This window comes from Janthinobacterium saanense, assembly GCF_014200675.1.
GTDB lineage: Bacteria > Pseudomonadota > Gammaproteobacteria > Burkholderiales > Burkholderiaceae_D > Janthinobacterium.
Genome location: NZ_JACHCI010000001.1, coordinates 326,917 through 340,341, shown reverse-complemented (window position 1 = coordinate 340,341; position 13,425 = coordinate 326,917). Strand labels below are relative to the sequence as shown.

10 protein-coding genes are annotated in these 13,425 nt (G+C 59.9%); 6 read left to right on the top strand and 4 right to left on the bottom strand.

The genetic code is table 11. From position 1 onward, the window contains the following. Nucleotides 1-9: 9 nt before the first annotated feature. From fusA to rpsL, 3 genes are all read right to left on the bottom strand, one after another. A complete protein-coding gene (gene fusA, locus HDE72_RS01530; RefSeq protein WP_183736983.1) occupies nt 10-2,115 on the bottom strand; it encodes an elongation factor G in 2,106 nt (701 codons plus the stop codon). Between the two features lie 108 nt (nt 2,116-2,223). Continuing rightward, nucleotides 2,224-2,694, bottom strand: a complete 471-nt coding sequence (rpsG, locus tag HDE72_RS01525) for a 30S ribosomal protein S7 (RefSeq protein ID WP_065310159.1) — start codon at nt 2,692-2,694, stop codon at nt 2,224-2,226. A gap of 151 nt (nt 2,695-2,845) precedes the next feature. After that, nucleotides 2,846-3,229 (bottom strand): 30S ribosomal protein S12, encoded by a 384-nt coding sequence (gene rpsL / locus HDE72_RS01520; protein WP_025603541.1) that lies wholly within the window; start codon nt 3,227-3,229, stop codon nt 2,846-2,848. A gap of 472 nt (nt 3,230-3,701) precedes the next feature. Here rpsL and HDE72_RS01515 point away from each other — a divergent pair, with 472 nt between their 5' ends. Further along, the gene (locus HDE72_RS01515; RefSeq protein WP_183736982.1) at nt 3,702-5,579 is read left to right on the top strand and encodes a phosphoethanolamine transferase; all 1,878 of its coding nucleotides are present in this window, start codon (nt 3,702-3,704) and stop codon (nt 5,577-5,579) included. On the opposite strand, the gene HDE72_RS01510 is transcribed toward HDE72_RS01515, so the two are convergent. Then, on the bottom strand, nt 5,580-7,187 hold the full coding sequence (locus HDE72_RS01510; protein ID WP_260176347.1) for a MutS-related protein: 1,608 nt from the start codon (nt 7,185-7,187) through the stop codon (nt 5,580-5,582). Nucleotides 7,188-7,413: 226 nt separating this feature from the next. Here HDE72_RS01510 and HDE72_RS01505 point away from each other — a divergent pair, with 226 nt between their 5' ends. The 5 genes from HDE72_RS01505 to HDE72_RS01485 are packed head-to-tail and all read left to right on the top strand — an operon-like array spanning nt 7,414 to nt 13,418. After that, a complete protein-coding gene (locus HDE72_RS01505) occupies nt 7,414-8,679 on the top strand; it encodes an efflux RND transporter periplasmic adaptor subunit (RefSeq protein WP_183737187.1) in 1,266 nt (421 codons plus the stop codon). Between the two features lie 43 nt (nt 8,680-8,722). After that, on the top strand, nt 8,723-9,451 hold the full coding sequence (locus tag HDE72_RS01500; protein ID WP_183736981.1) for an ABC transporter ATP-binding protein: 729 nt from the start codon (nt 8,723-8,725) through the stop codon (nt 9,449-9,451). Nucleotides 9,452-9,460: 9 nt separating this feature from the next. After that, on the top strand, nt 9,461-10,771 hold the full coding sequence (locus HDE72_RS01495) for an ABC transporter permease (protein ID WP_183736980.1): 1,311 nt from the start codon (nt 9,461-9,463) through the stop codon (nt 10,769-10,771). Between the two features lie 30 nt (nt 10,772-10,801). Continuing rightward, complete coding sequence (locus tag HDE72_RS01490) at nt 10,802-12,037, top strand: ABC transporter permease (protein ID WP_183736979.1); 1,236 nt, start codon at nt 10,802-10,804, stop codon at nt 12,035-12,037. A gap of 37 nt (nt 12,038-12,074) precedes the next feature. After that, entirely contained in the window at nt 12,075-13,418 is a 1,344-nt protein-coding gene (locus HDE72_RS01485) for a sigma-54-dependent transcriptional regulator (RefSeq protein ID WP_183736978.1), read from the top strand. Nucleotides 13,419-13,425: the final 7 nt, after the last annotated feature.

Here is a 13,425-nt window from a genome sequence, read left to right as displayed (position 1 = left end):
GAACTTCTATTACTTAGCTTTCGAGCTTACGATTGCTTCAGTCACGTGTTTCGGAGCTTCCGAGTAGTGCTTGAATTCCATCGAGTAAGTCGCACGGCCTTGCGTTGCGGAACGCAGCGAGGTCGAGTAGCCGAACATTTCCGACAGAGGTACTTCGGCCTTGATGATCTTGCCGCCACCGCCAGCAATCTCATCCATACCTTGCACCATGCCGCGACGCGACGACAGATCGCCCATCACGGTACCGGCGTAATCTTCTGGCGTTTCCACTTCCACCGACATCATCGGCTCCAGGATGACTGGAGCAGCTTTGCGGCAACCATCTTTGAATGCCATCGAAGCGGCCATGCGGAATGCATTTTCGTTCGAGTCGACATCATGGTAGGAACCGAAGAACAGCGTGACTTTAACGTCAACAACTGGGTAGCCAGCCATCACGCCCGAAGTCAGCGTGTCGCGCACACCTTTTTCAACTGCAGGGATGTATTCGCGAGGAACGGTACCGCCCTTGATCGCGTCAACGAATTCGAAACCCTTGCCTGGTTCTTGCGGTTCGATCTTCAGAACCACGTGACCGTATTGACCACGACCACCCGATTGCTTGACGAATTTGCCTTCCGACTCTTCGCAAACTTTACGGATCGTTTCGCGGTAAGCCACTTGTGGCTTGCCGACGGTCGCTTCAACGTTGAATTCACGTTTCATGCGGTCAACGATAATTTCCAGATGCAGCTCGCCCATACCACCGATGATGGTCTGGCCCGATTCTTCATCGGTCTTCACGCGGAACGAAGGATCTTCCTGTGCCAGGCGGTTCAGCGCCAGGCCCATTTTTTCCTGGTCAGCCTTGGTCTTAGGCTCAACAGCCTGCGAGATCACTGGCTCAGGGAAAACCATTTTTTCCAGGGTGATGATAGCCGAAGGATCGCACAGGGTTTCGCCCGTGGTCGCATCTTTCAGGCCAACTGCAGCAGCGATATCGCCAGCGTGCACTTCCTTGATTTCTTCGCGCTGGTTTGCATGCATCTGCAAAATACGGCCCAGGCGTTCTTTTTTGTTCTTGATCGGGTTGAAAACCGTATCGCCCGACTTGATCGTGCCCGAATAAACGCGGAAGAAGATCAGCTGGCCGACGAATGGGTCGGTCATGATCTTGAACGCCAGCGCGGCGAACTTTTCGTTGTCGTCAGCTTTACGGAAGATCGGCTGGTCATCTTCATCCATGCCTTGTACTGGCTTGATGTCGATAGGCGATGGCAGGTACTCGATCACGCCGTCCAACATGGCTTGTACGCCCTTGTTTTTGAACGCGGTGCCGCACATCATCGGCACGATTTCCGATGCCAGGGTACGCGCGCGCAGAGCAGCCTTGATTTCAGCTTCCGACAGGTCACCTTCTTCCAGGTACTTGTTCATCAGCTCTTCCGACGCTTCGGCAGCTGCTTCAACCATCTTCTCGCGCCACTCGGCGGCTTGATCAGCCAGCTCAGCAGGGATATCACGGTAGTCGAACTTCATGCCCTGGGAAGCATCATCCCAATACACGGCCTTCATCTTGACCAGATCGACCACGCCCAGGAAGTTCTCTTCGGCGCCGATAGGAATCTGCAGAGGAATCGGGTTAGCCTTCAGGCGGGCACGCATTTGCTCGTAGACCTTGAAGAAGTTGGCGCCGGTACGGTCCATCTTGTTCACGAAGGCCAGACGTGGCACTTTGTACTTGTTAGCCTGACGCCATACCGTTTCCGATTGTGGCTGCACGCCGCCGACTGCACAGTAAACCATGCAGGCGCCATCCAACACGCGCATCGAGCGTTCAACTTCAATGGTGAAGTCTACGTGGCCCGGGGTGTCGATGATGTTGATGTGATGCTCAGGGAAGTTACCTGCCATGCCCTTCCAGAAGCATGTCGTCGCTGCGGAGGTAATCGTGATACCGCGCTCTTGCTCTTGCTCCATCCAGTCCATGGTGGCGGCGCCATCATGCACTTCACCAATCTTGTGATTGATACCGGTGTAGAACAGTACGCGTTCGGTGGTGGTCGTCTTACCTGCATCGATGTGAGCGGAGATACCGATATTGCGGTAGCGCTCAATGGGGGTCTTGCGGGCCATAATTAATCCTAAATGAATGGACAAAACCGAGCAGCATTTTTTTACAAAAATGAGCCCGGCCTCGAACAACAGATACTTGACAGCCGCCTTGCGGTAGCTGGCTTTTTATTAGAAGCGGAAATGCGAGAACGCTTTGTTCGCTTCAGCCATACGATGGACTTCGTCGCGTTTTTTCATCGCGCCGCCACGGCTTTCAGCCGCTTCCATCAGCTCACCGCCGAGGCGTTGTGGCATCGATTTTTCGCTGCGCTTGTTAGCAGCTTCACGCAACCAACGCATGGACAAAGCCATACGACGGACTGGGCGAACTTCAACCGGCACCTGGTAGTTTGCACCACCAACGCGACGGGATTTCACCTCAACCAACGGCTTGGCGTTGTTGATTGCAGTAACGAAAACTTCGAGTGGATCTTTGCCGCTTTTAGCAGCGATGTGCTCGAAAGCACCGTAGATGATGTTTTCTGCAACCGATTTTTTACCGGACAGCATCAATACGTTTACAAATTTAGCGACATCAGTGTTGCCGAATTTTGGATCTGGCAAAATTTCGCGTTTGGGTACTTCACGACGACGTGGCATATCAATTCCTTTCAATCTTCAGTTGAGCGCGCGTTCTTCGCACACTCGCGGACGACCATCATAGTCCTCCACTTACTCGACCAGATGCGGTCGACTACATTCACTTAGTTAGCTGCCACTGAGCGAAACTTGGGTTTGCTACTAACAACTATTACTTCTTGCCGGCCTTAGCACGTTTCGTACCGTACTTCGAACGCGCTTGCTTACGGTCTTTAACGCCTTGGGTATCCAGAGCACCGCGAACCATGTGGTAACGCACACCTGGCAAATCTTTTACACGACCGCCGCGCAGCAGAACAACACTATGCTCTTGCAGGTTATGGCCTTCACCGCCGATGTACGAAATAACTTCGAAACCGTTGGTCAGACGCACTTTAGCGACTTTACGCAAAGCCGAGTTAGGCTTCTTTGGAGTCGTGGTGTACACACGTGTGCAAACGCCACGTTTTTGCGGGCTGTTTTCCAGCGCCGGCGATTTGCTCTTCACGGTCAAAGCGACGCGTGGATTGCGAATCAATTGATTGATGGTTGGCATCGTTATAAATCCAACAAAAAACTACGATTAATAACCCGGACAAGATGTCCGGCGACTAAAACCTCGTCCCGCTTTCGTACTGCCCTCACCCGGCACCCGCAGCCACTCGGTAAGGAGCGGCCATGAAATCACCAGACGACACGTAAACGATGAGCAGAATAAAATCGAGAACTGGCTAGTTTAGACCTTGTGCCACAGGGGGTCAATCAGTTTACGGCTTTTTGCTATAAAAAAAGGCAAAAAAGCGCGCCGTTTGTGGCATTTTCACCAATCATTCATGGCTGCTGCTGCACAGTCACCGGCGCCAGAGATGCACTTTTCCGCATTCTTTCTCATAAGCAATGCCACTCCGGCAATACGCTTGCCAGCCTGATCCGCCCTGCTTCTTATATGACCGCAAGATGACAAAAGGGCTGATAATAGCGGACATTTTTCGCCGCACTCAGCCCCCATCGCACCCAGCCCTGACCCTATGCGCACATTGTTTCGCCCCGCCAACCGCCTTGCCACTCTTTTTCTGCTGCTGAGCTATATCTTGCTGACGGCCGTGCCCTTTATCCCGGTACTGCTGGGGCACCCGCTAGACCATCCATGGCAAATGCTCAGTTTTGAATTGCTGGCCTGGCTGGCCGTATGGGGCATCTTCAAGCGTCCCGCGTATTTCCACTGGCTGCTGGTGCCCGCCTTTTTGGCCGTGCCGACGGAAATCTACCTGTTCATCTTCTATGGCCAGGGCATTTCCACGCACCACCTGGGCATCATCATGGAAACGAGCCCGATGGAGGCAATGGAATTCCTGGGCCAGAAAGTATGGCTGATGGGCGCCATCATGCTCGCTGTAATCGTGTGGTGCGCGCTGGGCTGGTGGGCCGCCACCCGCACGCGCGAGCTCGACTGGACCGGCAAGACGCGCCCCTCTGCGCTGGGGCTATTGCTGCTACTGGGCGCCTTCTGGCTGTACGGCCACGAATTCGGCTTTGCCGCCAAGCTGCGCCACCATGCGCCGCACGCCACCGCGTCTGCCAGTGCAGGCAGTGAGGAAGCAGAGGATGAAGATAATGCCGAAGACGCCAGCATCGCCGGCGCCGATGAAACGGGTCTGGCATGGCCCAGCCTGCCCCACTGGGCGCAGCTGCCGTATGAGCTCAACATGGTCAACAACTCCTGGCCCTTCGGCCTGATCGGGCGCGGCTACGATTTCTACAAGGAACGCCGCTACCTGGCCGAGCTGGGCAAAAAAAGCAGCAACTTCCGCTTCGGCGCCCGGCAGCAAAGCCCGGACACGCAACCGGAAGTGGTGGTGATGGTGATCGGTGAATCGTCGCGCTATGACCGCTGGAGTTTGAACGGCTACACGCGCGACACCAATCCGCTGCTGAAACAGGAAAGCAATCTGGTGCCGCTGGCCGACGTCATCACGTCCGTCTCGGCCACCCGTTTGTCGGTGCCCGTCATCGTGTCGCGCAAGCCGGCCACGCAAAGCCTGAAGGACGGTTTCTCGGAAAAATCCTTTATTACCGCCTACAAGGAAGCGGGCTTTAAAACCTACTGGCTGTCGAACCAGATCTCGTTCGGCAAGTTCGACACGCCGGTCTCCGTGTTTGCCAAGGAAGCCGACGTGGTGCAATTTCTGAACCTGGGCGGTTTTACGAATACCTCGAACTTCGACCAGATCCTGTTCGATCCGCTGAAGAACGCGCTGGCCGACCCGGCGCCAAAAAAACTCATCGTGCTGCATACCCTGGGCAGCCACTGGAACTATAGCGAGCGCTACCCGAAATCATTCGACAAATGGCAGCCCTCGCTGTTCGGCGTGGACAAGCCCGTCTACACGGATACGGCCATCAAGCCGCAGCTGAACAACAGCTATGACAGCTCGATCCTGTACACGGACTGGTTTTTGTCCAACGTGATCGGCATCCTCAAGGACGGTGGCGAGCGCACGGCCCTGCGCAGTTCCCTGGTCTACGTGGCCGACCATGGCCAGACCCTGTACGACGGCACTTGCCGCCTGGCCTTCCACGGCCATAACACGCAATATGAATTCCACGTGCCGTCCTTCGTCTGGTACTCGCCGCAATTCCAGCTGCGCTATCCGGACAAGGTAACGCAGCTGCACCTGCATCAGAAATCACGGCTGTCGACGGAAAACATGTTCCACACCGTGCTCGACATGGGCGATATCCACTTCCCCGGCGAACAGCCCGAGTGGAGCTTCGTCAACCCGCGCTTCAAGCAGCACAAGCGCTATGTCGACAGCTACGGCTGGACCAACTACGACAATTCCACCCTGCGCGGCGACTGCCATGAAGTGATCGACCGGGGCACGCCGGAGAAGCAGGAAAAATAATCAGCCCTCTTCCAGTACGCCCGCGCAATCGGCGGGCTGCGCCATATGGGTGCTGAGCCAATCGAACACCCTGCCTGCCTTGCCTTCGATACTGGCGCCAAAGCCGCGCTGCGCCAGCAGCGAGATGCCATTGGTGAGCAGCAGCACGCCAGGCGCCAGCTGCAGTACACCTTGCTCGTCGCGGCTCACGCACCACGGCGCCAGGCAGTCTTCCAGCAACGGCGCCAGCACCAGGTTATGCGAGGAGACGATCACCAGATGGCGCTCGGCCAGGCCATGCAGCACGGCCGCTGCAGCCGACACCGATTCCAGGTGATTGGTGCCACGGAAAATCTCGTCGATCAAAAATAGTGCCGGCGCACCGCTATCGGCCAGCGTCAATAATTCCTGGGCCCGCCGCAATTCTGACAGATACAGACTCTCTCCCCCTTCCAGGGAATCTTCATTCTGCATGCTCGAATACAACGGTATCAAAGGTACCGTGGCCGACTCGGCATAACAAAAGCCAAAGGCGCGTGCGCAGATCAGATTGAGTCCCACGCCACGCAGCAAGGTACTCTTGCCGATGGCGTTCTGGCCCGAGATGAATGCCCCGCGGCCATCGAGCTGCAAGGACAGCGGCATGGCGCCGTCCAATAGCGGATGCACCATGGCGTCAAAGGACAATTGGCGCATGGGCGCCGCTTGCGCCCAGCAGAATTGATGGCGTCCGCGCAGATGGCGGGCCAGCGCCAGATCCGCTTCCAGGTCGGCCAGCAACAGAAAACTCTGGCGCAGGAAGTCATACTCACGCCGCACCACTTTGATGCTGTGGAAATAGCGCCGCACATTACCCAGCATCAGCCAGTCCTCGTATTCGCTCAGCAGCGGCATGAGTTTGAGCCAGCGCGGCGGCGTCAAATGGCGGCTGATCACGCCTGACTGCCGCTGTCCTTCCCGAAAAGCTTGCGTGAAGGGCGTATCGAGTCCGCCCAGGCGGCCATGCACCAGCAGCAGCATCTGCAAGCTATGCACGCTACGCTGCCACAGCTTGCAGCGTTCATAAAAATGTACTTGCAACGCGATCAGCGCCGCCCACACCAGCAGCACCGCCATCCATGCCAGCGGCGCAAACAGGCAGGCAGCCAGCAAGGTCACAAATAGCAGCAGCACCGGCAGCGCCAGCCAGCGCGACCACCAGGCTGGCGCCGGCAAGGGCGTGCCAAACAGCGGCGTGCTCACTTCCATGTCCGCTGCGCGCAGTGGACGCATGGCGTGCTCCAGCTGTTGCTGCTGCGCCGGCGCCGCCAGCAAGGCAGTGACCCGCTCGCGCGACGCCATATCCGCGACGCCACTGGCCAGGCGCTGGTGCAAGCGCTGCTGGCCAAAGATGCTGGTCTCCTGCGTCAGCTGCGCCGTGTAGGATGGCAGCAGCATCTCGTCCCAGGTCTGTTCATCGATCACGGCCGGTTCACCGTTGAACTGCTGCAGCCTGGCGACATCGCTGTGGGCAAACGGATAATCGAGCTCATCCGGTTCAGGCAAGCTGGCGAACTGGCGCAGCCAGGTCGCCATGCGGGCAGTGAAAGGACGCTGTTGAACCGGGCCGTTTTGAATCAGAGTCAACATCATGCTCCACAAAGTAAGGGCAGCATGGCGCGGCGCGACATCACTGCAGCACGCACATCAGGGCGCTTGCCAGATTATCAAGTCCAGCATCGTCCGCCTATGCACGCGCGGACACAGGCGGACACCCACGGACAAGCGGACAGCGAATATTTTTCCTTTAAAATCAATGATATAAATCTGGCACGGATCGTGCATAAGCCATGACATCTTTCACGAAATGTCCACCATGATCCGCGATACCTCTGCCCAAGACGCCGTTGTTGCCGCTCCCGCCGGCCAACGCCACAAGAAACGCGCCCTGCTCGTCGCTGGCGCAGCCCTCCTGATCGCCGCCGCCGTCGCCACCATCGGCAGCTGGCGCAACAGCGAACATTCCGTCAGCGCCAGCCGTCTGCGCATCGCCGATGTCACGCGCGGCACCTTGATACGCGACGCCGCCGTCAATGGCCGCGTGGTCGCCTCGATCAGCCCCACCTTGTATTCGACCACGGTGGCCACCGTCACCCTGAAAGCGAAGGCCGGCGACACGGTGAAAAAAGGCGATATCCTGGCCGTGCTGGAGTCGCCCGACCTGTCGGACGCGCTCAAACGCGAGCAGTCGAGCGTGCAGCAGCTGGAAGCGGAAGTGGCGCGCCAGGAAATCCTGGCCCGCAAACAAAAACTGGTGGCGCGGCGCGACGCCGACACGGCCGAAATCGACCGCCTGTCCGCCCAGCGCACCCTGGAACGCTATGAAAGCGTGGCCCAGGTAGGCATCATCGCCAAGATCGATTACCAGAAAGCCAAGGATGCACTGAACTCGGCCGAGATCCGCAGCAAGCAGGCGTCGGCGGCGGCCGGCCTGGAAAGCGAGGACGTGGCCCTGGCCCTGAAAACCAAGGCCAATGAACTGGACCGCCAGCGCCTGAGCCGCGACAACGCCCAGCGCAGGGTCGACGAGCTGACCGTGCGCGCGCCCGTGAACGGCTTTATCGGCACTTTGTCGGTGGCCAACCGCAGCGTGGTGCAAGCCAACACGGCCCTGATGACCCTGGTCGACCTGTCGCAGCTGGAAGTGGAGCTGGAAGTGCCGGAAACCTATGTCGCCGACATCGGCCTGGGCATGAGCGCCGAAATCGAAGTGGGCGCCGTCAAGGCCACCGGCAAGCTGTCGGCGCTGTCGCCCGAAGTGGTGAAAAACCAGGTGCTGGCGCGCGTGCGTTTCAACGGCGAACAGCCCCCTGGCCTGCGCCAGAACCAGCGCGCCACGGCGCGCCTGCTGATCGATGAAAAACCGAATGTGCTGATGCTGGCGCGCGGTCCGTTCGTCGAATCCGAAGGCGGCCGTTTCGCCTATGTGGTGCGCGACGGCGTGGCCATCCGCACGCCGATCAAGATGGGCGCCACCAGCGTCTCGGCGGTTGAAATCCTGGGCGGCCTGAAACAGGGCGACAAGGTCGTCATCGCCGGCACGGAAACGTTCGAGAACGCGGCACGCGTCTCCATCAATTAATCAAGCCACTCCATTCATTCCTACGCATACCAAGAGGCCCACCATGCTGCGCATGCAAAATCTGAGCAAAGTCTACCGCACCCACATGATCGAAACGCACGCGCTGCGCGGTTTCGAAATCCACGTCAAGCAAGGCGAATTCGTCACCGTTACGGGGCCATCCGGTTCCGGCAAGACCAGTTTCCTGAATATCGCCGGCCTGCTGGAAGAATTCACCGATGGCGAATTCATCCTCGACGGCGTCAACGTGAAAGGCATGAACGACAATGCCCGTTCGCGCCTGCGCAATGAAAAACTGGGCTTCATCTTCCAGGGTTTCAACCTGATTCCCGACCTGTCGTTGTTCGACAATGTCGATGTACCGCTGCGCTACCGGGGCTTCAACAGCGCCGAGCGGCGCGAACGCATCGAAGACGCCTTGGCCAAGGTGGGCCTGGCGTCGCGCATGAAGCATTATCCGGCCGAACTGTCGGGTGGTCAGCAGCAGCGCGTGGCGATCGCGCGCGCACTGGCCGGCTCGCCCAAGCTGCTGCTGGCCGATGAACCGACCGGTAACCTCGATACGCAAATGGCGCGCGGCGTGATGGAACTGCTGGAAGAAATCAATGCCCAGGGCACCACCATCCTGATGGTGACCCATGATCCTGAACTGGCGCTGCGCAGCCCGCGCAATGTGCACATCATCGATGGCCAGGTGTCCGACCTGGTGCACAAGGGACCGTCGCTGGTGGCCGGTCAAAACAAGGCCGGCAGCAATGCCGCCACTGCCTGAGGATAGCCCATGTTGCGTTATTACTTCATGCTGGGCTTGCGCAGCCTGCGCCGCAATCCGGCCCTGACGGCGCTGATGGTGCTGACCCTGGCCATCGGCGTGGCCGCCAGCGTTTCCACCCTCACCATCCTGCACGTCATGTCGGGCAATCCCCTACCGGACAAGAACGGCCGCATGTTCGTGCCGCTGGTCGACAACGGTTCACTTTCCGGCTATACGCCCGGTGATAAAACCCGTGACAACCAACTGAGCTACCGCGATGCCGTCAATTTCCAGAACAGTAAAATGGGTGAACGGCGCAGCGCCATGTATGGCATGGGCGGCACCATCGAGCCACAAAACAAGGATCTTTCCCCTTTCAGCTCGCAAGGCCTGGCAGCCTATCGCGACTTCTTCCCCATGTTTGAAACGCCCTTCCTGTATGGGCAGCCATGGAGCGAAGCAGACGACACGGCCGGCGCCGACGTGATTGTATTGTCGCGCAAGCTGGCGCAAAAACTCTACGGTGACAGCAATCCCGTCGGCCAGCGCATGTCGCTGATGGGTTCGCAGTTCCAGATCACGGGCGTGCTCGACACCTGGGAGCCTGTGCCGCGCATCCACCGCATCGTCGGCAGCAGCGCCTTCGGCAGCGAAGACAGTTACTTCATTCCCTTCACCAGCGCGATCCGCCACCAGGTGGGTGTAGATGGCAACATGAGCTGCGACGGCAACCGGGAAGCAGGTTACCAAGGCACGCTAGACTCGGAATGCACCTGGTTGCAATTCTGGTTCGAGATGGCCAGCGATGGCCAGCGTGGCGACCTGCAAAACTACCTCGACAGCTATGCGCAGGAACAACGCAAGCTGGGCCGTCTGAAGCGCAATGCGCCCAACCAGCTGTTCAGCATCAGCGAATGGCTGGAACACCTGCATGTCGTCGGCAACGACAACAAGCTGTCGGCCTGGCTGGCCTTCGGCTTCCTCGCCCTGTGCCTGGTCAATACCATCGGCCTGCTGCTGGCAAAGTTTTCGGTGCGCGCCTCCGAGGTGGGCATACGCCGCGCGCTGGGCGCCTCGCGCGCCGAGATTTTCCGCCAGTTCCTGATCGAGACCACCGTCATCGGCCTGGTCGGCGGCGTGCTGGGCCTGCTGCTGGCGTTTGGCGCGCTGGCCTTGATCGGCATGCAGTCGAAACAGCTGACCGTCGCCGCGCATATGGACTGGGTAATGCTGGCGATGACCTTTGTCATTTCGGTGGCCGCAGCCATCCTGGCCGGCTTGCTGCCGACCTGGCGCGCCTGCCAGGTGACGCCAGCCATCCAGCTCAAGTCGCAGTAAATCAGCTCACCGCATACGAATAGGAACATCATGGAAATCCGACCGATACTGTCTGCGCTGATGCGCAGTAAAACCGGCGCCGTCCTGGTTGCCGTACAGGTAGCACTGAGCCTGGCCATCCTGGCCAATGCCCTGCACATCGTCAACGTGCGCCAGGAAGTGGCGGCCCGTCCCAGTGGCGTGGCAGCCGAAAACGACGTCTTTCACTTGCTGGCGCACACCTTGCGCACGCCTGAGCACAACGAGGAAGTCGCGTTGCAAAAACGCCTGGCCGCCGCCGTACGCGCCGTGCCGGGCGTCGTCTCCGTGGCGCAGGTCAGCCAGGTACCATTATCTCGCTCGGGTAGCACCAGCGGCCTTTCTACCGACCGCAAGCAGTCGAAGAGCTCTGCCAACGTCGCCATCTACGCTTCACCCGATTCCCTGATCAAGACCTGGGGACTGCAGCTGGTTGAAGGACGCGATTTCACGCCAGCCGAAATCGTCGATGTCGATCAAAATGTGACCGATCAATTTCCGCCGCAAGTGATCGTCACGCGTGCGCTGGCCGACAAGCTGCACCCCGGCGGGGGCAGTGCGCTGGGCATGCCACTGTTCATGGGTGCTGGCGAAGACGCACAGCAGTTACAAGTGGTAGGCGTGGTGGAAAGGCTGCAGACGCAAGGAGCGGAATTGGGGGACCGCGGCGAATCTTCGCTGATTTACCCGGTACGCCTGAGTGGCGACGGCGATACGCTGCTGACCGTACGTACTGAACCGGGCCAGCGCGAGCGCGTGATGAAAGAAGCAGAACAGGCCGTGCGCGCCGCCACGCCCGATAAATTGATCGTGCGCCTGCGCAGTCTGAATGAAGACCGCGAAAAACGCTACCGCGCCGACCGCGCACTGTCATGGATGCTGATCACGGTATCGGCCCTGCTGTTGCTGATCACGGCCAGCGGCATCGTCGGCATCGCCAGCCTGTGGGTCACGCAGCGGCGCAAGCAGATCGGCGTGCGGCGCGCCCTCGGTGCGCGGCGCGTCGATATCCTGCGCTACTTCCTGACCGAGAACTTCATGATCACCAGCCTGGGCGTGGCTGCCGGCGTGCTGCTGGCACTGGCGCTGAACCAGCTGCTGGTCAGCCAGCTGGAGATGGCGCGCCTGCCGCTGCCCTATCTGCTCGGTGGCGCACTGGTGTTCTGGCTGCTGGGACTGGCCGCTGTGTATGGTCCGGCCTGGCGCGCGGCCAGCATTTCGCCTGCCACGGCCACGCGCAGCACATGAGCGTTTACATCAGCCGTGACAGTGCTATGCTGCGCCCATGCCTACCGTACTGATTATTGACGACAATGCCGCCGTGGCCATCGCGCTCGACGTGCTGTTCTCACTGCATGAGATCAACTCCCTGCACGCCGCCTCGCCCGAAGAGGGCCTGGCGCTGCTGCAGGGCCAGGCCATCGACCTGGTGATACAGGACATGAACTTCACGGCCGACACTACCTCGGGCGAAGAAGGCGTGACGCTGTTCCATGCGATACGCGCGCGCCATCCGGACTTGCCCGTGATCCTGTTGACGGCGTGGACCCAGCTCGACGCGGCCGTCGACCTGATCAAGTCCGGCGCGGCCGATTACCTGGCCAAGCCGTGGGATGACCGGCGCCTGATCGCCTCGGTGCAAAACCTGCTGGAACTGGGCCAGGCCAATCAGGCGCTGCGCAGCCGCCTGGTGCAGGAACAGCGCCAGCGGCACGCGCTGGAAACGTCTTTCGACCTGCGCGGGATGGTATGGCAAGACCCGGTCACCGAGCGCGTGGTGCACCTGGCTTGCCAGGTAGCGCGCGCCGATGTTTCCGTACTGATCAGCGGCCCGCATGGCAGCGGCAAGGAGCGCATCGCCGCCATCGTGCAAGCCAATTCGGCAGTGCGCGACGGCCCCTTCGTGGTGCTCAATTGCGGCGCCGTGCCGGTCGACCTGATCGAGGCCGAACTGTTCGGCGCCGAAGCGGGCGCCTACACGGGTTCCACCCGCGCACGCGACGGCAAGTTCGACGCGGCCGACGGCGGCACCCTGTTTCTCGACGAGATAGGCAATTTGCCGCTGGCCGGACAAATGAAGCTGTTGCGGGTGCTGGAAACGGGCCGCTTCGAGCGCCTGGGCTCGAACCGCGAACGCCAGGTGCAAGTGCGCGTGATCAGCGCCAGCAATGCCGATTTGCCGGCCATGATACGCGCCGGCACCTTCCGCGAAGACTTGTTCTACCGCCTGAATGTGATCGAACTGCGCCTGCCGCCGCTGGCCGAGCGCCAGTCCGACATCCTGGTGCTGGCGCGGCATTTCCTGGGCGCCGGCAAGAGCCTGGACGCGCAGGCGCAAGCGACCTTGATGGCCTACGGCTGGCCAGGCAATGTGCGCGAACTGAAAAACGTCATGCAGCGCGCCAGCCTGCTCACGCCTGGCCCCGTGATCCACGCCGAAGAACTGGGCTTGCCTTTGCTGCGCGCCAGGGCCGACGGTGATGCGGCGGTGGCCGAACCTGACCGCGCCAGCGTCATCGCAGCGTTGACGCGCGCGCAAGGCGTGGTGACGCAGGCGGCGCAGGAACTGGGCCTGTCGCGCCAGGCGCTGTACCGGCGCATGGAGCGCCTGGGCATCGATCGCGCCTGATGCCGAC